This window comes from Bradyrhizobium sp. CCBAU 45389 (assembly GCF_028128625.1).
Classification (GTDB): Bacteria; Pseudomonadota; Alphaproteobacteria; order Rhizobiales; family Xanthobacteraceae; genus Bradyrhizobium; species Bradyrhizobium liaoningense_B.
This window is the reverse complement of sequence record NZ_LBIY01000091.1, coordinates 67,661-88,870: the sequence shown is the minus strand read 5'-3', so window position 1 is coordinate 88,870 and position 21,210 is coordinate 67,661. Positions and strand designations below refer to the sequence as shown.

The window sequence follows — 21,210 nt, the reverse complement described above, 5'->3', positions numbered from 1 at the left end:
AAATGGGCCCCGTCTCGGTCGGAGAGCAACGCCGATTGCCGTCGTCAGGCGCAGCCCCCGCAAGCCCGGATGGACGGCGGACCGGGCCTCCAGGCCCGGTTGCGCCAAAATCGGCTAAGCGGAACCGCGGGCTCTCTAACACAGGCTATTTCGGTGGCAAAGCGCTCTCATGAAGGTAGAATGACGGCCTTCTCGCCCGGTTCCAAGCCTGATTAGAACCTCTCTAGTTGCGAGAAACTTGCATCTGCATCTTTCTATTCTTATATTGCAGGGAGATATTGTTCACGCGTGCCCGAAAACTGGAAATGAGCGAGAATACCGCGCCCCATCACGACGACGACGTCCATGCCGCAGCCCTCCTGTCCGGCCGCCAGCCGGCCCTGACCGGCTGCCCCTGGCACGACGTCAATGAAATGCTCCAGTCCGCCGGGCTCCGTCCGACGCGCCAGCGCATGGCGCTGGGCTGGCTCCTGTTCGGCAAGGGTGCGCGGCACCTCACGGCTGAAATGCTGTACGAGGAAGCAACCCTCGCCAAGGTCCCGGTGTCGCTGGCGACCGTCTACAACACGCTGAACCAGCTCACCGATGCCGGCCTGCTCCGCCAGGTCAGCGTCGACGGCACCAAGACCTATTTCGACACCAACGTCACCACCCACCACCACTATTACCTCGAGAACAGCCACGAGCTGGTAGACATCGAGGATCCGCATCTGGCGCTGTCCAAGATGCCGGAGGTGCCCGAGGGTTACGAGATCTCCCGCATCGACATGGTCGTGCGCCTGCGCAAGAAGCGCTGAGATCGATCCAAATCTGCTGAATTCGTCGTCATGGCCGGGTTTATCCCGGCCATTGTTGTTTTATCCCGTCATTCCGGGGCGGTGCGAAGCGCCGAGCCCGGAATCTCGAGATCCCGGATTCGATGCTGCGCATCGCTCCGGGATGACCCTTTGGGTCAATTCACCTGCTCGTCCGAGTACACGCCCCAGAGGCGTTCCTGCTGGATCCAGCCGTCAAAGCCGCTGCCGGTGACGCGGCACCAGTTTGCAGTGCACTTCTTCACTTGCGTGACCACGCCGGCCTGGAGCCTGGCCGCAACCGCGCTGTCCGAATCGGCCCGGTCATAGATCGGTGCGAGGTCATCCTTGTGCTTCATGGTGACGACCGCAGTGCGGCGGCCCGACAGCAGCGAGTGATAGACCCAGCCCTCGGCGCCCTCGGAATCGCGCACCCGGCGCCAGTTCTCGAACTCGGCGGTAATTTCGACCGGCAGGCCGGCGCGGGTATAGACCCAGGCCACGTCATTGTCCTTGGTCGGGCCGGCGCGAACGTTGACGTGATCGGACTTGAGGCTGACATAGCGCGGCACGGGCAAGCCGCTGGCGGTCTGCGGGCTATTGTCCTTCGCCGAATGCGAGGGGCCGACCGAGGCGCTCAACCAGGTACAAACGAGCGCCATCACCGAACAAAAACGCCCCAACGCCATCAACCCGTCTCCTGTCGAGGACCCGGCCACGCGCCGAACCCTCACCCCAAACTCCAAAAACCCCGCCGCGCCAGTCCCTGACCCGCCCCACGCGGGTGTTCCGCCAAGCCTTGACCCGTGGTTCTTGTCTTGGCCCGGCCTTCTGCTAGAGAGGACGGGCGCTTGAGCAACCAGTTTGTCCCGATTTTCCGGCTGGAAATCTCGGGAGAGCTTAGAGGAAACGCCGGGGACGACACGGCAAGGCCAGTGTCGAACAACCGGGTTAATGAGGCCTGAACGACCGGCCTTTGGCGACAGAGGCGGCGTGCGGCGCCTCATGAGAGCAGGACATGTCGGTGAAGAAAAAGCCCCTCGTCGTGGTGACGCGCAAGCTGCCGGATTCGATCGAGACGCGGATGCGCGAGCTGTTCGATGCGCGGATCAATCTCGACGACACGCCGATGTCGCCTGAGCAGATCGCGGAAGCCGCGCGCACCGCCGACGTGCTGGTCCCGACCGTCACCGACCACATCAGCGCCGATGTCGTGAACCAGCCCGACTGCAAGCTGCGCCTGATCGCCAATTTCGGCAACGGCGTCGACAATATCGACGTCGAGGCCGCACACGCCCGCGGCATCACCGTCACCAACACGCCAAAGGTCCTGACCGAAGACACCGCCGACATGACCATGGCGCTGATCCTGGCCGTGCCGCGCCGGATGATCGAAGGCGCCTCGATCCTGACCGAAGGGAAATCCTGGGCCGGCTGGTCGCCGACCTGGATGCTCGGCCACCGCATCGGGGGAAAACGTCTCGGCATCGTCGGCATGGGCCGCATCGGCCAGGCGGTGGCGCGCCGCGCCCGCGCCTTCGGCCTGCAGATCCACTATCACAACCGCCGTCCCGTGGCCCCGAAGATCGCCGAAGAGCTTGGCGCGACCTATTGGGAGAGCCTCGACCAGATGCTGGCGCGGATGGACATCATCTCGGTGAACTGTCCGCACACGCCGGCGACCTATCATCTGCTCTCGGCGCGGCGGCTGAAGCTGATCCGCAAGGACGCCTATATCGTCAACACCTCGCGCGGCGAGGTGACCGACGAGGACACGCTGATCAAGCTGATCGAGGGCGGCGAGATCGGCGGCGCCGGCCTCGACGTCTACGAGCACGAGCCTGCGGTGAATCCGAAGCTGGTGCGGCTCGCCAAGGCGGGCAAGGTGACGCTACTGCCGCATATGGGCTCGGCCACGATCGAGGGCCGCGTCGAGATGGGCGAGAAGGTGATCATCAACATCCGCACCTTCCTCGACGCCCACAAGCCGCCGGATCGCGTGCTGCCGAGCATGCTCTGAGTTTCTGATTTCCGCGCGCCACACCCTCATCTCCTCATCCTGAGGAGCCGCGAAGCGGCGTCTCGAAGGATGGCCACAGGCGAGATGCGGGCCTTTCATGGTTCGAGACGCGCGCAAGAGCGCGCTCCTCACCATGAGGGTCTACCGGCTGCGCGTCTCGCGCCTGCGCCAATCGGCGACGAAATCGATGAACGCGCGCAGCGCGGGCGGTGTCTGGCGCCGGCTCGGGTAATACAGGAACGGGCCCGGAAACGGCTCGCACCAATCTTCCATCACGCTGACCAGCGCGCCGGACTTCACGGCTTCACCGACATAGCCATCGAGCGTCGCCCAGACACCAGCGCCGTCGAGCGCCGCGCGCATCGCAAGGTTCATATTGGTCGAGATCAGCTTTGCGGGCGGATCGACCTTCACGATCTGGCCCGCCTTCTCGAACTCGAGATCATGCATGACACCGCTCGAGTAGCGCGCGCGAATGTAATCGTGCCCAAGCAGATCCTTCGGATGCGTCGGGCGGCCGCGGCGCGCGATGTAATCGGGCGACGCGACGACGACGTAACTCTGCGGGCCGCTCAGCGGGATCGCCACCATGTCCTGCGCGAGATGCTCGCCATAGCGCACGCCGGCGTCGTAGCCCCCACTCACGATGTCGACGAAACCGCTCTCGGAAACGATATCGAGATCGACCTGCGGATGCTCGCCAAGAAACGGCCCCACCATCGGCGCCAGCACCAGATCGACCGCCGGCGGCGGCGCGTTGATGCGCAGGCGGCCCGAGGCGACCTCGCGCAAGCCGCGGACCTGATCCAGGGCATCGCCGACATCGCGCAGCGCCGGGGCGACGCGCGACAGCAGCAGCTCGCCCGCCTCGGTCAGCGCGACGCTGCGGGTGGTGCGGTTCATCAAGCGGACGCCGAGGCGTTCCTCCAGGTCACGTAGCCGCTGGCTCAAGCTCGATACGGACACGCGCATTTCGACCGCCGCGCGCCGGAAATTGCGGGTGCGGGCGATTGCCACGAAGGCATCGAGATCGCGCAGGTCGGGGGTAACCATTGTTCGCCAGTGTGAACAAGCTATTCTGGATTGTCCAGCTTATCGGCGTAATCGCCCAAGCGCATATCTGACCTCGTCACGCGGCGCCATTCGCCGCCAATTTTCGAGGAGAGCCATCATGGAACAGCGCAAACTCGGTTCAACCGGCCCCAACGTCTCCGCCCTCGGGCTCGGCTGCATGGGCATGTCCGAGGTCTACGGCCCCGCCGATCGCGGCGAGGCCATCGCCACGGTGCATGCGGCGCTCGACGCCGGCATCACGCTGCTCGACACCGGCGACTTCTACGCCATGGGCCACAACGAGATGCTGGTCCGCGAAGCCTTGAAGGATGTGCGGCGCGAAAAAGTGCAGCTCAGCGTCAAGTACGGCGCACTGCGCGGCCCCGCCGGCGAATTCGTCGGCATGGACACGAGGCCGGCTGCGACCAAAAATTTCCTCGCCTATTCGCTGCAGCGGCTCGGCACCGACTACATCGACGTCTACCGCCCGGCGCGGCTCGATCCCAACGTTCCCATCGAGGAGACCATCGGCGGCCTCGCCGATCTCGTGAAGGCCGGTTACATCAGGCATATCGGCCTGTCCGAGGTCGGCTCCAACACCATCCGCCGCGCCCATGCGGTTCATCCGATCGCCGACCTCCAGATCGAATATTCGCTGATCGAGCGCGGCATCGAACGCGACATCCTGAAGACCTGCCGCGAGCTCGGTATTTCCATCACCGCCTATGGCGTGCTGGCGCGCGGCCTGATCAGCGGCCACTGGTCGAAGGAGTCAGGCAAGGCCGGCCGCGACTACCGGCTGATGACGCCGCGCTTCCAGGGTGCGAACCTCGATGCCAATCTCGCACTCGTGGACCAGCTGCGCGCCATCGCGACCGAAATCGGAGCCACGCCGGCGCAAGTCGCGATCGCCTGGGTGGCGGCGCAGGGGAAGGAGATCGTGCCGCTGATCGGCGCGCGCACGCGCAGCCGTCTGGCCGAAGCGCTCGGCGCGACCAAGGTGACGCTGACGCAGGCACATCTTGCCGCGCTGGCAAAAGCCTTCCCGCCGAATGTCGCAGCCGGCACGCGCTATGCAGCCGAGCAGATGGCGCATCTCGACAGTGAGAAGCCGGCGACGGCGTAACCGCGCCGATCAGGTGCGATGGGCGCTGAGATCGGTGATCACAGGCCCGTCGCCATTGAGCGGATTGGCGGGATCGCGGGCATAGCGCAACGTCTCGAAGCGCATCGCGCGTGCATCGATCATCAGGAGGCGGCCGACGAGGCCGTCGCCAAAACCGACGATCTCGCGGATCGCCTCCAGCGCCATCATCGAGCCGAGCACGCCCGCGAGCGCGCCCATGACGCCGGCCTCGGCGCAGGCCGGCACGGTGCCCGGCGGCGGCGCCTCCGGAAACAGGCAGCGATAGGTCGGATTGAACTCGCCTTGCTCGTTCGTCTCATGCGCGCGGATGGTGGTGAGCGAACCGTCGAAGGTGCCGAGCGCGGCCGTGATCAGCGGCCGCTGTGCGAAGAAGCAGGCGTCGGAGACGAGATAGCGCGTCGAGAAATTGTCGGAGCCGTCGAGCACGAGGTCGTAGTCGCCGATCAGACCGAGCGCGTTGTCGGCATTGAGCCAGGTGGCATGCCCGACGAAGCGCACATGCGGATTGAGCGCGGCGATGCGCTCGGCCGCGCTCTCGACCTTGTGCCGGCCGATATCGGGCGTCGTGTGTATGACCTGGCGCTGCAGGTTGGACAGCGACACCACGTCGTCATCGACCACGCCGAGGGTGCCGACGCCGGCCGCGGCCAGATACATCAGGGCTGGCGCGCCGAGCCCGCCGGCGCCGACCACCAGCACGGAAGCACGCTTCAGCGCAGCCTGGCCGGGGCCGCCGACATCGCGCAGCACGATATGGCGGGCATAGCGTTCGAGTTCGTCCGGGCTCAGCATCGTCCTACGTTCCTCTCAACCCTCATGGTGAGGAGCGCGGAACGCGCGTCTCGAACCATGAAGGCCCCGATCTCGCCTGTGGCCATCCTTCGAGACGCGGCCTTTGGGCCGCTCCTCAGGATGAGGACCTCAGTTCGTGGTCTCTCAGCCACCTGAACCACCGCAACATTGTTCGCGACCAACGAGATGTGCTTGAATGGCATTGCGTTCAATGGGCTGGCTGGATTTGTCATGAGATCGATGCTTGCGGCAACACTGATGTTGGCGGCCGCCACGGGCGCGCACGCCCAGATGACGGCGCCGCAGATCCCCGGCACCAAGCCGAAACCGGTCCAGACCGTCCCGGTCCGCCCGCCCGCACTGCAAACGGCGTCGGAAACGGCCGATGCAATGGCACAGGCGGAACGGTTGTCGCTGCAGTCCGACCTCGCCTGGGTCGGCCAATATAACGGCGCCATCACCGGCGACGTCAGCGAGCGCATGGTCAACGCCATCAAGGAATACCAGAAGACCAAGGGCGGCAAGCCGACCGGCGTGCTCAATCCGCAGGAGCGCGCGGCGCTGGCCGAGACGGCGCGGCGCAAGCAGGACAGCGTCGGCTGGAAGATCGTGATGGAGCCGACCAGCGGTGCGCGGCTCGGTATTCCCTCGAAGCTGGTGCCGCAGCAGGCGAGCGACGCCAACGGCTCGAAATGGACCTCGCCGACCGGAACCGTGCAGGTGCTGCTCAGCCGCCGCAAGGAGGCGAATCCGACAACTGCAAAGCTCGCCGAGGTCGAGAAGAGGGAGCCCGCGGGGCGCAAGGTCGATTACACCGTGGTGAAGCCCGACTTCTTCGTGCTGTCGGGCTTGCAGGGCCTGAAGAAGTTTTACGTACGCGGCACCTTCAGAGGCGACGAGGTCCGCATCATGACGATCCTCTACGACCAGGCGATGGAGAATACGGTCGAGCCGGTCGTGATCGCGATGTCGAGCGCGTTCAACGCGTTTCCGTCCACCCCGATGGCCGGACCGCCGCCGCGCAAGAATGTCGAATACGGCACCGGCATCGTCGTCAGCGACGACGGTGCGATTTTGGCCGACCGCCTTGTCACCGACAGCTGCCTTGCGATCACCATCGCAGGCTTCGGCAGCGCCGACCGTCTCGCCGAGGACAAGGAGCACGATCTGGCGCTGCTGCACATCTACGGCGCGCGGGGCCTGAAGCCGCTCAGCCTCGCCGGCGGAACGGCCAGGACCAATGTCGATGTCATCGGCATCGCCGATCCCCAGAGCCAGGGCGGCGCGGCCGGCGTATCGAGCGTCAAGGGCGCGCTGGCGCCGGTCACATCGAGCGACTCCGCACTGTCGCCGCCGCCGGCGATCGGGTTATCCGGTGGTCCCGCAATCGACGGCGACGGCAAGTTCGCCGGCGTCGCGCTGCTGAAGCCGGCAATGGTCGCGGGCCCCGCGACAGCGGTGCCGGCCTCGCAGGCGGTGATGGTCTCCGCGGAAACGGCGCGCGAATTCCTCAAGGCGAACGGCGTCACCGCGAACGGCACATCGACTGACGCGAAAGCCGCCGTCGTGCGCGTGATCTGCGTGCGGAAGTAGCTTTCGTGTCCCGGACGCGCTGCAACGCGCTTGCGTTGCTGCGCAGAGCCGGGACCCATGCCACCACAAATTCGGTGGGCGAAGTTTCTGGGCCCCGGCTCTGCAGCGCACCGCTTCGCGCTGCGCCGCGTCCGGGGCACGGGACCTAGCTCAACCGGAACCTGACCCCACTCTTCGCGAGCCCACCCGAAATCCCGACCGGCGTGCCGTCGGCGCGCCAGCAGGCGGCGCCGGTCATGGTGCCGTCGTCGTGGAAGGCGATGGCGTTCATGCCGCCGGCGACGGTCGCGACGGGCTGCACCTTGTGGCCAAGCGCTGCGAGCTTCGCCCGCACGCTCTCCGGCACCTTTTGCTCGACCTCCAGCGCATTGCCTTCCGTCCAGACCCTGGGCGCCTCGACCGCTTCCTGCAGGCTCATGCCGTGGTCGATCAGATTGACCAGCGCCTGCATCGCGCTCGGGAAGATGCGTTTTCCCCCGGGCAGCCCCAGCGCATAGCGCAGCTTACCGTCGCGCAGTGCCATCATCGGCGACATCGAGGTGGTCACCCTCTTGCCCGGCGCCAGCGACAGCGCGTGGCCCGGACGCGGATCGAACAGGTTCATGTAATTGTTGGCGACGGCCCCGAGGCCCGGGATCATGATCTTGGCGCCGAACAAATTGTTGATGGTCTGCGTGGTCGCGACCACATTGCCGAAGCTATCCGCCGCCGTCATATGCGTGGTGTGCGCGCCTTCGAGCTGCGACACGCCGGCGCTCCAGGCCTGCGCCCGGGCCGGATCGATCGCGCGGCGGCGCTCCTCGGCGTACGTCTTCGAGGTCAACTTCTCCACGGGGACGCCGACGTAATCAGGATCGCCGCTGGCCGCGGCGCGGTCGGCGAAGGCGATCTTCAGGACCTCGGCGAGATAGTGGATGGTCTCCGATGTCCCGAAGCCGAGACCTTCGATGTCGTAGCCTTCCAGAATGTTCAGCATCTGCGCGATATGCACGCCGGAGGCCGCGGGCGGCGGCGGGCCAAAAATGGTCCAGCCGCGATAGTCGGCGCGGATCGGCTGCCGTTCGACGGTCTTGTAAGCCGTGAGGTCATTGCGGCGGATGAAGCCGCCGGTCTTCTCCATGTAGTCGGCGAGGATGTCGCCGAGCGGCCCCTCGTAGAGCGCCTTCTCGCCGTGGTCGGCGATATGGCGCAGCGTCTCGTCATATTCCGATTGCACCACGCGCTCGCCGACCTTCAGCGGCTCGCCGTCAGGCAGGAAGATCGCCGCGATCGGCTTGTCCTTGCGCATCTCGGCCGCGCACTCGCTGATGCATTCGTGCAAATAGGGCGTCGTCGCATAGCCACGCGCGGCGTGCTTGATCGCGGGCTGCATCACGTCGGCGAGGCTCATGGTGCCGAACCGGTGCAGCGTCTCGCACCAGGCTTTCAGCGAGCCCGGCACCGCGACGGCCTTCGAACCGTTGAGATTCTCGTTGCCGACGGTGTCGAACACGTCATGCGCCGAACCCGGCTTGGAGGTGTAGGTGGTGTCGCGCACCGCCGATGGGACCGTGCTCTGGCCGTCGATGAAGCGATGGCTGCCGTCGGCGAGGCGGATATGCGCCATGCCGCCGCCGATGATGCCGACCATCATCGGCTCGACCACGGTCAGGGTGAACAGGGTTGCGATCGCGGCATCGATGGCGTTGCCGCCGGCGGCCAGCATCTCGGCGCCGGCACTGGAGGCGAGCGGATGGTTGCTGACCACCATGCCGCGGCTCGAGACCGCCGGCATTTTCTGGCAGTCAAAGGTGGTTGCCGTCCGGTCGCGCCAATTGCCGCTCATCTCGCCTGCCCTTTCTATTCAAGGCGGCGAGCACACCATAGGCACAACTACGGGTCCAGTATTGGTACGGATTAGCTGGCATTCCCGATTCTGCCATCATCATACCGTTGATTCGGACATCCGCGGTCCCCTTTGGATCGGGCAGGGCACGTCCTGAGCGAGAAGAGCTCAGCATCGAGAAGCGATGCACGTTCGCGTGGCGTTTCCCCTTAAGACCCAGGCACTCCAAAGGATTGATCTTCAAATGCATACGATCGTACTGGCCACCCAAAAGGGCGGCAGTGGCAAGAGCACGCTTGCCATCGGCCTCGCACTGGCGGCCAAGCAGGCCGGCTTCACCGTCCGCCTGATCGAGACCGACCCGCAGGGCACCCTCTCCAACTGGCAACGCCGCCGCAACAACGACGACGTCGTCGTCGAGCCGATCTATCACGCCGCCAATATCGAGCCGCGCCTGAAGATGCTGGCCGACAGCGGCCTCCAGCTCGCGATCGTCGACACCGCGGCCGGCCTTTCCGCCGCCACCACCGCCGCGATCCGCCATTCCGATCTTTGCCTGATCCCGGCCCGCCCGAGCGTTGCCGACATCGAGGCGACCGTCTCGACGCTGAGCGTCGCGCGCGCCTGGAAGCGCCCCTACAGCTTCGTGCTGAACCAGACACCGATCCGCGGCCAGCGCATCGACAATGCCGCGGGTGCGCTCGCCGAGGAAGCCGCGCTCGATCTCGCCGAGGTGCTCGCGCGCCCCCTGATCGTGATGCGAAACGACCACCAGGACTCGCTCGCGAGCGGCCTCGCGGTGAGCGAATTCGCGCCGAACGGCAAATCGGCGGACGAGATCCGCGGCCTCTGGCGCTGGATCGAGACCCGGCTCGACCTCGAAGCCACAACGAGTGTCCTGATCGACCAGGTCATCTCGGCTGCGGACGGCATGCTGCACGTCGCCACCGAGCTTGCGGCGGACGAGACCACGCCCCTGGTGTCCTGAGCGGGGCAATCGCTCGGACGACAGCCGGCCCTTCTCCATCCGGAAGGGCCCCAGCGACGAAGCAATCCGGCCACCAGCCCGGCCGGATTGCTTCGCTTCGCGTTCCATCCACCCGTCATTGCAATGACGGGCTCCTTGTAGCCCGGATGAAGCGGAGCGAAATCCGGGAAAGTCTCTCCGCGGAGAGGCTGGACCCGGATTGCGCTGCGCTCCATCCGGGCTACGTCACTTCTGACACTTTTGGCACCAGAAGGTCGAGCGGCCGTTCTGGGCGAAGCGCTTGATCGTGCCGCCACAGCGCGGCGTCGTGCATTTCTCGCCCTCGCGGTCATAGACTTTGAACGAGTGCTGGAAATAGCCGAGCTCGCCGGTGGTCTGGCGATGGTCGCGCAAGCTGGAGCCGCCGGCCTTGATCGCGTCGTTCAGCACGGTGTGGATCGCACCGACCAGACGCTTCGCATGGTCCGTCGCCTCGCCCTTCTTGGTCGACAGCGTTGCCGCGATCCGACGCGGCGACAGATGCGAGCGATGCAGCGCCTCGCAGACATAGATATTGCCGAGCCCGGCGACCACGCGCTGGTCGAGCAGCGCGGCCTTCAGGCTCGTGGCCTTGCCTTCGCACGACCGCGCCAGCATCGCGGCGTCGAACTCGTTGCCGAGCGGCTCGGGTCCGAGCCCACGCAGCAGCGGCTCGTCCTCGAGCGCGTTGCGCGCGATCACTTTCATGTAACCGAAACGGCGCGGATCGTTGAACACGATGTCGGCGCCGGAGGACATCCGAAACAGCACGTGGTCATGCGCCGAATCCTTGGCCTTCGGATAGTGAAACTCGCCGGGCACCGTGCCGTTGTCCGGCTTGATGACGCGGAACGAGCCCGACATGCCCAGATGCATCAGCAGCACGTCGCCGGAGGCGAGATCGGCCATGAGATATTTTGCGCGGCGACCGAGGCCCGTGACCACCTGCCCCTTGAGCCGGGCCACGAAATCCGGCTGGAAAGGGAAGCGCAGGTCCGGCCGGCGGGCCTCTGCGACCAGGATTTTTGCACCCTCCATGACGGGCTGAAGGCCGCGGCGGACGGTCTCGACTTCGGGCAATTCAGGCATGGTCAGGCATTCACCTTATGAGGGCGGTGTGATAGCGCCATTGCGGCGGGCAGGCTATGGTCCGCCTCGTGGAGTAGAGTAATGGATCGGCCGGGCGAAACCACGCATTTTGGCTTCAAAGACGTTCCCCTGGGGGACAAGCAGACGCTGGTGAACGATGTGTTTCACAGCGTGGCGTCTCGCTATGATTTGATGAACGACCTGATGTCCGGTGGCATGCACCGGGTCTGGAAGGACATCATGATCAACGCGCTGGACCCGCCGAGGAGCGACCGGCCGTTCGCCTTGCTCGACGTCGCCGGCGGCACCGGCGACATCTCGTTCCGCGCCGCCAAGGCGGCCGGCCCCGGCTTCCACGCCACGGTCTGCGATATCAATTCCGACATGCTCGCGGTGGGGCGCGAACGCGCCGCCAAGCGCCATCTCGAGACTCAGGTCGATTTCGTCGAGGGCAATGCCGAATCGCTTGGCTTCGCCGACCGCAGCTTCGACGCATATACGATCGCTTTCGGCATTCGCAACGTGCCGCGGATCGACCTTGCGCTGCGCGAGGCCTATCGCGTGCTGAGGCCCGGCAGCCGCTTCCTGTGCCTGGAGTTCTCGACCGTCGAGATGCCCGGCCTCGACAAGCTCTATGATCTGTTCTCGTTCAAGGTGATCCCGCCGCTCGGCCGCATGGTCACGGGCGACGCCGAATCCTACCAATATCTCGTCGAATCGATCCGCAAGTTTCCGAAGCCTGCCGCCTTCGCCGACATGATCCGCGAGGCCGGCTTTTCCCGCGTGAGCTGGCAGACACTCTCCGGCGGCATCGTCGCACTGCATTCGGGCTGGCGTTTGTGATCTCTGCTTTCACCCACATTACGCGCCTCATCCGCGCCGCGTTCGTGTTTGCGCGCGAAGGCGTGTTCGGCTCGGTCGATCCAAGCCTGGTGCCGCCCCCCGGCCAGCTTGCGCTGAAGCTCGCGCGCATCGTCGAACGCCGCGGCGTCAAGCAGGGACCACGGATCTCGCGCGCACTGACGCGGATGGGTCCGGCCTATCTCAAGCTCGGCCAATTCCTGGCAACGCGCCCCGACGTGGTCGGCTTCAACATGGCGCGGGACCTCGAAAGCCTTCAGGACCGCCTGCCCCCGTTTTCGCAGGCGGAAGCGGAAGCTACGATCGCGACCTCGCTGGAGCGGCCGCTGAAGGACATCTTCGTGAGCTTCGGCCCGCCGGTCGCCGCCGCCTCGATCGCGCAGGTGCATCGTGGCGAGGTGATGCGCGACGGCATCCGCAAGCCCGTTGCGGTCAAGGTGCTGAGGCCAAATGTAGCCTCGCGTTTCCGCCGCGACCTCTCGGATTTCTTCTTCGTCGCGCACAAGGCGGAGGCCTATTCGGCCGAGGCGCGGCGGCTGCGCCTGATCGAGGTCATCAACACCATGTCGCGCTCGGTCGCGATGGAGATGGACCTGCGGCTGGAAGCAGCCGCGCTGTCCGAGATGGCGGAGAACACGGGCGACGATCCCGATTTCCGCGTGCCGACCGTCGACTGGGATCGCACCACGCACAACGTGCTGACGATGGAATGGATCGACGGCATTGCGCTGAACGACCACAAGCGTCTGGCAGAGGCGCAGGTCGATCTGCCCGATCTCGGCCGCAAGGTGATCCAGAGCTTTCTGCGCCACGCTTTGCGCGACGGCTTCTTCCACGCCGACATGCATCCGGGCAATCTGTTCCTCGATGACGCCGGCCGCCTCGTCGCTGTCGATTTCGGAATCATGGGCCGGCTCGGGATGAAGGAGCGGCGCTTCCTCGCCGAGATCCTGCTCGGCTTCATCACCCGCGACTATCGCCGCGTGGCGGAAGTGCATTTCGAGGCGGGCTATGTGCCCTCGCACCACTCGGTCGAGAATTTCGCGCAGGCCATCCGCGCCATCGGCGAGCCCATTCACAACCGCACCGCCGAGGAGATCTCGATGGCGCGGCTGCTGACCCTGCTGCTCGAGGTCACCGGCCTGTTCGACATGACGACGCGGCCCGAACTGATCCTGCTGCAGAAGACCATGGTCGTGGTCGAGGGCGTCGCGCGCGGCTTCGATCCCAGGCTCGACATCTGGAAGGTCGCCGACCCCGTGGTGCGCGAGTGGATCGAGCGCAATCTCGGACCCATAGGCCGGGTGCAGGGCGCGCTTGCCGGGACCGGGGACATTGCGCGCGTGCTGATGCGCCTGCCGGAGATTGCGGAGCGCTCGGTGAAGGTCATCGAGCAGCTCGAGACCATGACCCGGGAGGGGTTAAAACTGTCGCCGGAGAGCATCGCGGCGATGGGCCGCAGCGAAGGCCGCAAGAACCGCTGGCGCACCGTGGCGCTCTGGATCATCGCCGCAACCTTCATCGGAATCCTGATCGCCGTCCGGAATCTGTGATTGCACTGCAATCACGCGGATGATAGCATCGCTATCATTCCGTGCTGGAGGGGCGTCATGGCAAGCCTGACCATCCGCAAGCTCGACGATGCCGTCAAAACCTATTTGCGGCTGCGCTCGGCCAAGAACCGCAGGTCGGTCGAGGAAGAGGTCCGGGTCATCCTGCGGGAGCTGATCGAGGGCCGCGAGGAGCCGCTGACGCCGTTTTCAGCGCCCCCGGCCCCATCCTCCGCCCCGACACCCCAGCGCACCGGCGCGCTTCCCGAGGCCAGTGTCACCCTGATCATCGGCGGCGGGATCGCAGCCTATAAGTCGCTCGACCTGATCCGGCGGCTGAAGGAACGCCGCGTCGAGGTGCGCTGCGTGCTGACCAAGGCCGCGCAGCAGTTCGTGACGCCGCTCGCCGTCAGCGCGCTCTCGCATGAGCGCATCTACACCGACCTGTTCGACCCTCAGAGCGAGTTCGACGCCGGCCACATCCGCCTCGCGCGCGACTGCGATTTGATCGTGGTGGCACCGGCGACGGCCGACCTGATGGCGAAGATGGCCAACGGCCATGCCGACGATCTCGCCAGCGCCATCCTGCTCGCGACCAACCGCAAGATCCTGCTGGCGCCGGCGATGAATCCGCTGATGTGGAACAACGCGGCGACGCGGCGCAACGTCGCGCAGCTCCAGCGCGACGGCGTGGTGCTGATCGGACCGAATTCCGGCGAGATGGCGGAGGCAGGCGAAGCCGGCATCGGCCGCATGTCGGAAGCGATCGAGATCGCCAATGCGGCCGAGCGCCTGCTGCGGCCGCCGGTGCCGAAGCCGCTCGCCGGCAAGCGCGTGCTGATCACCGCGGGTCCGACGCACGAGCCGATCGATCCGGTGCGCTATATCGCCAACCGTTCCTCCGGCAAGCAGGGTTTTGCCATTGCCGCCGCCGCACAAGCCGCGGGCGCCGAGGTGATCCTGGTGAGCGGCCCGGTCGATCTCGACGATCCCGCCGGCGTCACGGTGAAGCACGTGGAATCGGCACGGCAGATGCTGGAGCAGGTCCAGGCGGCGCTGCCCGCCGACATCGCGATCTTCGCTGCCGCGGTCGCCGACTGGCGCGTCGCCAATGAAGGCGAGCAGAAGCTGAAGAAGACCGCGGCCGGCATGCCGCCGCTTCAGTTGGTCGAGAACCCCGACATCCTCGCCACCATCTCGAAACTGGCCGACAAGCGTCCGCCGCTGGTGATCGGCTTTGCCGCCGAGACCGAGCACCTCATCGACAACGCCAAATCAAAACTCGCCCGCAAGGGCTGCGACTGGATCGTCGCCAACGACGTCTCGCCGGCCACCGGTGTGATGGGCGGCGATCGCAACACTGTCCATCTCATCAGCCGCAAGAGCGGAGAGATTGCAGTTGATTCCTGGCCCGTGATGACCAAGGAACAGGTCGCCATCGAACTGGTCGCGCACATCGCCAGAAGCGTGACCGACAAATCCCTGGAGCCGGCATCTTGAGCACGAAGGTCACCGTCGAACTGCAACGCCTCGCCCATGCCGAAGGCCTGCCGCTGCCGGCCTATCAGACCGCAGAAGCCGCCGGCCTCGACCTGATGGCCGCGGTGCCGGAGGCCGAGCCGATGACGCTCGCGCCCGGTCAACATGCGCTGGTGCCGACCGGCCTTGCGATCGCCTTGCCGCCCGCGCACGAGGCGCAGGTGCGGCCGCGTTCGGGCCTTGCCGCCAAGCACGGCGTTACCGTGCTGAACTCGCCCGGAACCATCGACGCCGACTACCGCGGCGAGATCAAGGTGATCCTGATCAATCACGGCACCGCCCCGTTCGTGATCAAGCGCGGCGAGCGCATCGCGCAGATGGTGATCGCCCCCGTGGTGCAGGCCGCGCTGGTTCCCGTGGCGACCTTGTCCGCGACCGATCGCGGCGCCGGCGGCTTCGGCTCCACCGGCCGCTAACACACGGTAATCCCAGCCGAATCGCCCGAAGAACGACGTGAGTGCGGAACCGCGCGGCCGGCATTTTTTTGGCGCCGGGTTTGCGTTCACGATCTGGACTCTTACCGGTGGAGTCGCGGTGGGGGTATTGTCTTTTGATTCGCGTGCGGCGGGGGTCGCCGCGCGTAAATCCGTGCGGTCTTGGGGCAACTATGTCAGGCGTGATCGTGTCGATGCGTCGGACGCTGCTGTCGTGCACATCGTTGGCGCGCAACAGCTTGTTGGGAGGCGCTTTCGCAGCGCTGCTGCCGGCTGCGCCGGCTGAGGCCGCCGACCTCATGGACACGCTTTCCATCTTGCTGGACTTCAACCGGCAGGAGCTCGCGGTGCTCGCCACCGCGCTGGCCTTGCTCGGCTTCTCGGTCATGGCCGCGATCCTGCTGATGCGGACGCGGGTGCGCACGGCAGCGAACGAGGCACAGCTGCGCGCGCGGATCGGAGAGCTGCAGCTGCAGGCCGACCGCTTCGGCGCGCTGCTGTTCGCCGAGCCGCAGATCCTGATCTCCTGGCCGGCCGGCGACAACCGCGCGCAGATCTCCGGCGACATCTCGATGGTGCTGCCGCGCGATTCCTCGCCACAGCGCGTGCTGGCGTTCGGAACCTGGCTGCCGCCGGAACCCGCGCTGCAGATGGATCATGCCGTCGACGCGCTGCGCGACCGGGGCGACGGGTTCCAGCTGACGCTGACCACCGCGCATGGCCACACGCTGGAAGCCATCGGCCGCGCGATCGGCGGCCAGGCCATCGTCCGGATTCGCGAGCTCTCCGGACTGCGCCGCGACCTCGCCGAGACCCATCTGCGCTACAAGGCGCTCTCGGACGAGACCGAGATGCTGCGCGGCTTCGCCGCCGCAGCGCCGTGGCCGATCTGGGCCAAGGGCGAGAACGGCGCGCTCACCTACGCCAATCCGGCCTATGTCCGCGCGACCGAGGCGACCAGCATCACCGATGCCCATGAGCGCAAGCTCGAGCTGCTCGACAGTGCCGACCGCACCGCGATGGAGCGGGGGCTGAAGGATGCCGCCGGCTTCACCTCGCGGCTGCCGATCGTAGTCGGCGGCGAGCGGCGCATGTACGACGTCCGCGCCGTCAATGTCGGCAGCAGCAGCGTCGGCGTCGCCATCGATGCCAGCGAGGCGGATGCGCTGAGCTCGGCCTTGGTGCGGATGGCGGAGGCGCATCGCCGCACGCTCGACCAGCTCTCCTCCGGCGTCGCGGTGTTCGACGGCCATCGGCGCCTTGCCTTCTACAACGATTCCTACCGCCGGCTGTGGGACCTCGACCGCACCTTCCTCGACGCCAATCCCGATGATTCCAGCGTGCTCGACCAGCTTCGCGCCGCGCGCAAATTGCCGGAGCAGCCGGACTTCCGGGCCTGGAAGGCCAAGCTGCACGAGGCCTATCGCGCGGTGGAGACCGCCAAGGACACCTGGTACCTGCCCGACGGCCGCGCGCTCTCCGTCGTCACCACGCCGAATCCGGAAGGCGGCGTCACCTATCTGTTCGACGACGTCACCGAGAGCCTCGAGCTCGCCCGCCGCTTCGACGGCATGATCCGGGTCCAGCGCGAGACGCTGGACAGTCTCGCCGAGGGCGTCGCGGTGTTCGGCAGCAACGGCAAGGCGCAGCTGTTCAATCCGGCCTTCGTGCGGATGTGGAAGCTGTCGAGCGATGCCATGCGCGACGAGCCGCACATCCAGACCGTCGAGGGCTGGTGTCATCAATTGTTCGACGAGCCGCAGGTCTGGCGGCAGATCCGCGAGGCCATCACCTCGATCGAGAACCGCGCCGACGTGCCGCTGAAGCTGGAGCGCAAGGACGGCAGCGTGCTCGACGGCATGATCCGCCCGCTGCCCGACGGCGCGACCATGCTGACGTTCCAGGACATCACCGACACCGAGAATGTCGAGCGCGCGCTGCGCGAGCGCAACGAGGCGCTTGAAGCCGCCGACCAGATGAAGGTGGATTTCGTCCACCACGTGTCCTACGAGCTGCGCTCACCGCTGACCACCATCATCGGCTTCGCGCATTTCCTCAGCGACCCCTCGACCGGGCCGCTGACGCCGAAACAGGCCGAATATCTCGATTACGTCACCAAATCGACCAACGCGCTGCTGGCGCTCACCAACAACATCCTGGATCTCGCCACCATCGACGCCAGCGCGATGAAGCTGGAACTCGGGCCCGTCGACGTCAGCAAGACCATCGAGCTCGCCGCCGAGGGCATCCAGGACCGCCTCGCCACCGACCGCATCCGCCTCAAGGTCGAGATCGCGCCCGATGTCGGCAGCTTCATCGGCGACGAGAAGCGCGTGGTGCAGGTGCTCTATAACCTCCTCGCCAACGCCGTCGGGTTTTCTCCACAGGATTCCACCGTCGGAATCAGCGCACGCCGCACCGAACGCAGCGTGGTCTTCACTGTGACAGATTCCGGGCCTGGAATACCTGCCGACATGAAGGACAAGGTGTTCAACTGGTTTGAAAGCCGCTCGCAGGGCTCGCGTCACCGCGGCGCCGGGCTCGGCCTGTCGCTGGTGCGCTCCTTCGTCGAGCTGCATGGCGGCAAGGTGCGGGTGGATTCGATCGTCGGCCGGGGCACGGTCGTGATCTGCGATTTCCCGACCGACCAGGCGGCGCATCGCGACGCCGCCGAATGACCGCCCCCACCACATTCTCCGTCGCGCTTCACAACGAGACGGCCACCGCGCAATTGATGGCCGATCTCGCCCTGCTGGTCGGACCGGGCGATGTCATCACCCTCACCGGCGATCTCGGCGCCGGCAAGACCGCCGCCGCCCGCGCGCTGATCCGCTACCTCGCCGGCGACGACGAGCTGGAAGTGCCGAGCCCGACCTTCACGCTGGTGCAGGGCTACGAGCTGTCGCCGTTTCCGGTGATGCATGCCGATCTCTACCGCGTCGAGGACGAGAGCGAGCTCGAGGAGATCGGGCTGTCGCCGCTGCCGGACGCCACGCTGGTTCTGATCGAATGGCCGGAGCGTGCACCGTCGGCCATGCCCGCGGATCGCATCGACATTGCGCTGACGCATCGACCCGCACTGGGCTCGAATGCGCGCGCCGCCGACATCACCGGCTATGGCAAGAGCGCTGCGCAGGTCGCGCGGCTGAAGGCGCTGCGCGAATTCCTCGACGCAGCCGGCTACATCGACGCGACGCGACGGCGCATGAACGGCGATGCCTCGACCCGATCTTATGCGCGACTGATCCGCGGCGATGAGATCGTCATCCTCATGAACTTTCCGCAGCGCCCCGATGGTGCTGCCCTCTACAATGGGAAGTCCTATAGCGCCGCCGTGCATCTCGCCGAAAACGTTCGGCCGTTCGTCGCGATCGACGAGGGCCTGCGCGCCCAGGGAATCTCCGCGCCGGCAATCCATCATTTCGATCTCGACCACGGCTTCCTGATCTCGGAGGACTTCGGCAGCGACGGCGTGATCGAGGGCGATCCGCCGCGTCCGATCGCCGAGCGCTACGAGGCCGCGACCGACCTGCTGGCGATGCTGCACGGCAAGTCGCTGCCGGAGACGCTGCCGCTGGACGGGCAGACCTACGCCATCCCCGTCTTCGACACCGAGGCACTCCTGATCGAGATCGGGTTGATGCCGGAATGGTATCTGCCCGATCGCGACGCGCCGTTGAGCGACGAGAAGCGCGCGGAATTTTTTGCGATGTGGCGCGAGCTGCTGAAGAAGCCGCAGGCCTCGCCGAGGACCTGGATCATCCGCGACTATCACTCGCCGAATCTGATCTGGCTCGGAGAGCGCAGCGGCATCGAGCGCGTCGGCGTGATCGACTTCCAGGACACCGTGCTCGGGCCACACTCCTACGACGTGGTGTCGCTGCTCCAGGACGCCCGCATCGACGTCCCTGAAAACATCGAGCTGACGCTGCTGTCGCGCTACATCAAGGCGCGGCGCGCGGACGATACGAGCTTCGATGCGGCCGGCTTCGCCGAGCTCTACGCGATCATGTCGGCGCAGCGGAACACGCGGCTGCTCGGCACCTTCGCGCGGCTCAACCGCCGCGACGGCAAGCCGCATTATCTGCGACATCAGCCGCGGATCTGGACCTACCTCCAGCGCTCGCTGGCGCATCCCGCACTCGGCCATCTGCGCGACTGGTATCTCGCCAACGTGCCGCCGCCCCAAAGGCCGCCGCAGGCCTGATTCGGGCCCGATTTACCGCCTGTTAGCCAAGGCATCGCTATTCTGGCGGCGAGGCAGCCGGATAAATACGGGGCTGGAGCGGGGCAGATGGCGGTAAAGACGGATCAGCGCGGCAACAGCCGGGTTGTTTTCGAGCGCGGGATACCGGCCCAGATGATGGGAATCGACGGTACCTGGCGGCGCGACTGCACCATGGAGGACGTCTCCGAAAGCGGCGCCAAGCTGACCATCGACGGTTCGGTCGAAGGCCTGCATCTGAAGGAATTCTTCCTGCTGCTGTCGTCCACGGGACTTGCGTACCGTCGCTGCGAACTGGCCTGGGTCAATGGCGACCAGATCGGCGTCAATTTCCTCAAGATCGGCGACAGGAAGAAAAAGGCCCGTTCCGCATCCGTTGGGGCGTAACGGCAACACCCGTCGTACAACCGTCACGGCGGGTGGTTAAGGCGGTTGAGACGCGGTGCGACTGATGAAGTCCCGTGCTAGGATTTGCTGCAAGCGCGAAACCAGTGGGTCCGAGACATAAGATCCGAGACAGAAAGAGTTCCGAGAAGGCAAAGGATGTCCGTCAAGCCGACCAAAGCCATGGTGCTCGCCGCAGGGTTCGGCCTGCGCATGCGTCCGTTGACGGACAAGATACCGAAGCCGATGGTGCCGGTCGCCGGTCAGCCGCTGCTCGACCACGTGCTCGACAAGCTCGGCCACGCCGGGGTGAGCGAGGCGGTGGTCAATGTGCACTACCTGCCGGACCAGATCATCGACCACGTCGCATCGCGCCAGCTTCCGCGTGTGACCATCTCGGACGAGCGCGACCAGGTGCTCGGCACCGGCGGCGGCGTGGTCAAGGCGCTACCGCTGCTCGGCGACGCCCCGTTCTTCCACGTCAATTCCGACACGCTCTGGATCGATGGCGTGCGCTCCAACCTGACGCGCCTTGCCGAAAACTTCGACCCCGAGCGGATGGACATCCTGCTGCTGATGGCGCCCACGGCGACCAGCATCGGTTATACCGGCCGCGGCGATTACGGCATGCTGCCCGACGGCGCCCTGCGCAAGCGCAAGGAGAAGGAGGTCGTCCCGTTCGTCTATGCAGGCGCGGCGATCCTGTCGCCGTCGATCTTCGCCGGTGCGCCGCAGGGCGAATTCTCGCTGACAAAGATGTTCGACCGCGCCAACGAGCAGGAGCGGCTGTTCGGCCTGCGCCTCGACGGCGTCTGGATGCATGTCGGCACGCCCGATGCGGTGCACGCCGCGGAAGAGGCGTTTCTGGAGAGCGTGGCTTAGGGGCTGCTCTCGCCAC

Annotated in this window: 18 protein-coding genes; 13 read left to right on the top strand and 5 right to left on the bottom strand. The window is 66.1% G+C overall.

From position 1 onward, the window contains the following. Window positions 1-305: 305 nt before the first annotated feature. On the top strand, window positions 306-797 hold the full coding sequence (gene irrA, locus XH79_RS21685; RefSeq protein WP_027546833.1) for an iron response transcriptional regulator IrrA: 492 nt from the start codon (window positions 306-308) through the stop codon (window positions 795-797). Window positions 798-952: 155 nt separating this feature from the next. Here irrA and XH79_RS21680 read toward each other — a convergent pair whose 3' ends face one another. Further along, window positions 953-1,483, bottom strand: coding sequence for an SH3 domain-containing protein (locus XH79_RS21680; RefSeq protein WP_212340173.1), 531 nt, complete (start codon window positions 1,481-1,483; stop codon window positions 953-955). 329 nt (window positions 1,484-1,812) lie between these two features. Here XH79_RS21680 and XH79_RS21675 point away from each other — a divergent pair, with 329 nt between their 5' ends. Next, window positions 1,813-2,814, top strand: coding sequence for a 2-hydroxyacid dehydrogenase (locus XH79_RS21675; RefSeq protein ID WP_212340171.1), 1,002 nt, complete (start codon window positions 1,813-1,815; stop codon window positions 2,812-2,814). 141 nt (window positions 2,815-2,955) lie between these two features. Here XH79_RS21675 and XH79_RS21670 read toward each other — a convergent pair whose 3' ends face one another. Continuing rightward, complete coding sequence (locus XH79_RS21670; protein WP_271582857.1) at window positions 2,956-3,867, bottom strand: LysR family transcriptional regulator; 912 nt, start codon at window positions 3,865-3,867, stop codon at window positions 2,956-2,958. Between the two features lie 118 nt (window positions 3,868-3,985). On the opposite strand from XH79_RS21670, the gene XH79_RS21665 reads away from it, so the two are divergent. After that, on the top strand, window positions 3,986-4,993 hold the full coding sequence (locus tag XH79_RS21665; protein WP_271582856.1) for an aldo/keto reductase: 1,008 nt from the start codon (window positions 3,986-3,988) through the stop codon (window positions 4,991-4,993). 9 nt (window positions 4,994-5,002) lie between these two features. Here the strand turns inward: XH79_RS21665 and XH79_RS21660 are convergent, their stop codons facing one another. Then, window positions 5,003-5,806 carry a HesA/MoeB/ThiF family protein gene (locus XH79_RS21660; protein ID WP_271582855.1) on the bottom strand — a complete coding sequence of 268 codons (804 nt, stop codon included), beginning with the start codon at window positions 5,804-5,806 and terminating at the stop codon, window positions 5,003-5,005. Between the two features lie 231 nt (window positions 5,807-6,037). On the opposite strand from XH79_RS21660, the gene XH79_RS21655 reads away from it, so the two are divergent. Beyond that, a complete protein-coding gene (locus XH79_RS21655) occupies window positions 6,038-7,399 on the top strand; it encodes a peptidoglycan-binding protein (protein WP_271582854.1) in 1,362 nt (453 codons plus the stop codon). Between the two features lie 145 nt (window positions 7,400-7,544). On the opposite strand, the gene ggt is transcribed toward XH79_RS21655, so the two are convergent. Continuing rightward, the gene (ggt, locus tag XH79_RS21650) at window positions 7,545-9,224 is read right to left on the bottom strand and encodes a gamma-glutamyltransferase (RefSeq protein ID WP_271582853.1); all 1,680 of its coding nucleotides are present in this window, start codon (window positions 9,222-9,224) and stop codon (window positions 7,545-7,547) included. A 244-nt stretch (window positions 9,225-9,468) separates the two neighbouring features. Here ggt and XH79_RS21645 point away from each other — a divergent pair, with 244 nt between their 5' ends. Beyond that, window positions 9,469-10,212, top strand: coding sequence for a ParA family protein (locus XH79_RS21645; protein ID WP_271582852.1), 744 nt, complete (start codon window positions 9,469-9,471; stop codon window positions 10,210-10,212). Between the two features lie 225 nt (window positions 10,213-10,437). Here the strand turns inward: XH79_RS21645 and mutM are convergent, their stop codons facing one another. After that, window positions 10,438-11,319 (bottom strand): bifunctional DNA-formamidopyrimidine glycosylase/DNA-(apurinic or apyrimidinic site) lyase, encoded by an 882-nt coding sequence (gene mutM, locus XH79_RS21640; protein WP_271582851.1) that lies wholly within the window; start codon window positions 11,317-11,319, stop codon window positions 10,438-10,440. Window positions 11,320-11,400: 81 nt separating this feature from the next. Between mutM and ubiE the strand changes: the two genes are divergently transcribed. The 8 genes from ubiE to XH79_RS21600 all read left to right on the top strand — a co-directional run bounded on the left by ubiE (window position 11,401) and on the right by XH79_RS21600 (window position 21,194). After that, window positions 11,401-12,162, top strand: coding sequence for a bifunctional demethylmenaquinone methyltransferase/2-methoxy-6-polyprenyl-1,4-benzoquinol methylase UbiE (gene ubiE / locus XH79_RS21635; protein ID WP_212340152.1), 762 nt, complete (start codon window positions 11,401-11,403; stop codon window positions 12,160-12,162). Beyond that, window positions 12,159-13,733, top strand: a complete 1,575-nt coding sequence (gene ubiB, locus XH79_RS21630) for a 2-polyprenylphenol 6-hydroxylase (RefSeq protein ID WP_271582850.1) — start codon at window positions 12,159-12,161, stop codon at window positions 13,731-13,733. Before ubiE ends, ubiB begins: the two co-directional genes overlap by 4 nt. A gap of 57 nt (window positions 13,734-13,790) precedes the next feature. Then, complete coding sequence (gene coaBC / locus XH79_RS21625) at window positions 13,791-15,230, top strand: bifunctional phosphopantothenoylcysteine decarboxylase/phosphopantothenate--cysteine ligase CoaBC (RefSeq protein ID WP_271582849.1); 1,440 nt, start codon at window positions 13,791-13,793, stop codon at window positions 15,228-15,230. Beyond that, window positions 15,227-15,685, top strand: a complete 459-nt coding sequence (dut, locus tag XH79_RS21620) for a dUTP diphosphatase (RefSeq protein WP_271582848.1) — start codon at window positions 15,227-15,229, stop codon at window positions 15,683-15,685. Before coaBC ends, dut begins: the two co-directional genes overlap by 4 nt. A gap of 191 nt (window positions 15,686-15,876) precedes the next feature. Beyond that, window positions 15,877-18,381: a sensor histidine kinase gene (locus XH79_RS21615; RefSeq protein ID WP_271582847.1), complete on the top strand. Its 2,505-nt coding sequence runs from the start codon at window positions 15,877-15,879 to the stop codon at window positions 18,379-18,381. Next, on the top strand, window positions 18,378-19,910 hold the full coding sequence (gene tsaE, locus XH79_RS21610; protein WP_271582846.1) for a tRNA (adenosine(37)-N6)-threonylcarbamoyltransferase complex ATPase subunit type 1 TsaE: 1,533 nt from the start codon (window positions 18,378-18,380) through the stop codon (window positions 19,908-19,910). The genes XH79_RS21615 and tsaE overlap by 4 nt, the downstream gene beginning before the upstream one ends. Before the next feature lie 87 nt (window positions 19,911-19,997). Continuing rightward, complete coding sequence (locus tag XH79_RS21605) at window positions 19,998-20,315, top strand: PilZ domain-containing protein (protein ID WP_212340140.1); 318 nt, start codon at window positions 19,998-20,000, stop codon at window positions 20,313-20,315. Between the two features lie 156 nt (window positions 20,316-20,471). Then, on the top strand, window positions 20,472-21,194 hold the full coding sequence (locus XH79_RS21600; RefSeq protein ID WP_271582845.1) for a nucleotidyltransferase family protein: 723 nt from the start codon (window positions 20,472-20,474) through the stop codon (window positions 21,192-21,194). Window positions 21,195-21,210 lie beyond the last annotated feature (16 nt).

Bases quoted from the DNA above. Each gene is read 5' to 3' on its own strand.
- irrA (WP_027546833.1), top strand. From the start codon at position 306: ATGAGCGAGAATACCGCGCCCCATCACGACGACGACGTCCATGCCGCA.
- XH79_RS21680 (WP_212340173.1), bottom strand. From the start codon at position 1,483: ATGGCGTTGGGGCGTTTTTGTTCGGTGATGGCGCTCGTTTGTACCTGG.
- XH79_RS21675 (WP_212340171.1), top strand. From the start codon at position 1,813: ATGTCGGTGAAGAAAAAGCCCCTCGTCGTGGTGACGCGCAAGCTGCCG.
- XH79_RS21670 (WP_271582857.1), bottom strand. From the start codon at position 3,867: ATGGTTACCCCCGACCTGCGCGATCTCGATGCCTTCGTGGCAATCGCC.
- XH79_RS21665 (WP_271582856.1), top strand. From the start codon at position 3,986: ATGGAACAGCGCAAACTCGGTTCAACCGGCCCCAACGTCTCCGCCCTC.
- XH79_RS21660 (WP_271582855.1), bottom strand. From the start codon at position 5,806: ATGCTGAGCCCGGACGAACTCGAACGCTATGCCCGCCATATCGTGCTG.
- XH79_RS21655 (WP_271582854.1), top strand. From the start codon at position 6,038: ATGAGATCGATGCTTGCGGCAACACTGATGTTGGCGGCCGCCACGGGC.
- ggt (WP_271582853.1), bottom strand. From the start codon at position 9,224: ATGAGCGGCAATTGGCGCGACCGGACGGCAACCACCTTTGACTGCCAG.
- XH79_RS21645 (WP_271582852.1), top strand. From the start codon at position 9,469: ATGCATACGATCGTACTGGCCACCCAAAAGGGCGGCAGTGGCAAGAGC.
- mutM (WP_271582851.1), bottom strand. From the start codon at position 11,319: ATGCCTGAATTGCCCGAAGTCGAGACCGTCCGCCGCGGCCTTCAGCCC.
- ubiE (WP_212340152.1), top strand. From the start codon at position 11,401: ATGGATCGGCCGGGCGAAACCACGCATTTTGGCTTCAAAGACGTTCCC.
- coaBC (WP_271582849.1), top strand. From the start codon at position 13,791: ATGGCAAGCCTGACCATCCGCAAGCTCGACGATGCCGTCAAAACCTAT.
- XH79_RS21615 (WP_271582847.1), top strand. From the start codon at position 15,877: ATGTCAGGCGTGATCGTGTCGATGCGTCGGACGCTGCTGTCGTGCACA.
- tsaE (WP_271582846.1), top strand. From the start codon at position 18,378: ATGACCGCCCCCACCACATTCTCCGTCGCGCTTCACAACGAGACGGCC.
- XH79_RS21605 (WP_212340140.1), top strand. From the start codon at position 19,998: ATGGCGGTAAAGACGGATCAGCGCGGCAACAGCCGGGTTGTTTTCGAG.
- XH79_RS21600 (WP_271582845.1), top strand. From the start codon at position 20,472: ATGTCCGTCAAGCCGACCAAAGCCATGGTGCTCGCCGCAGGGTTCGGC.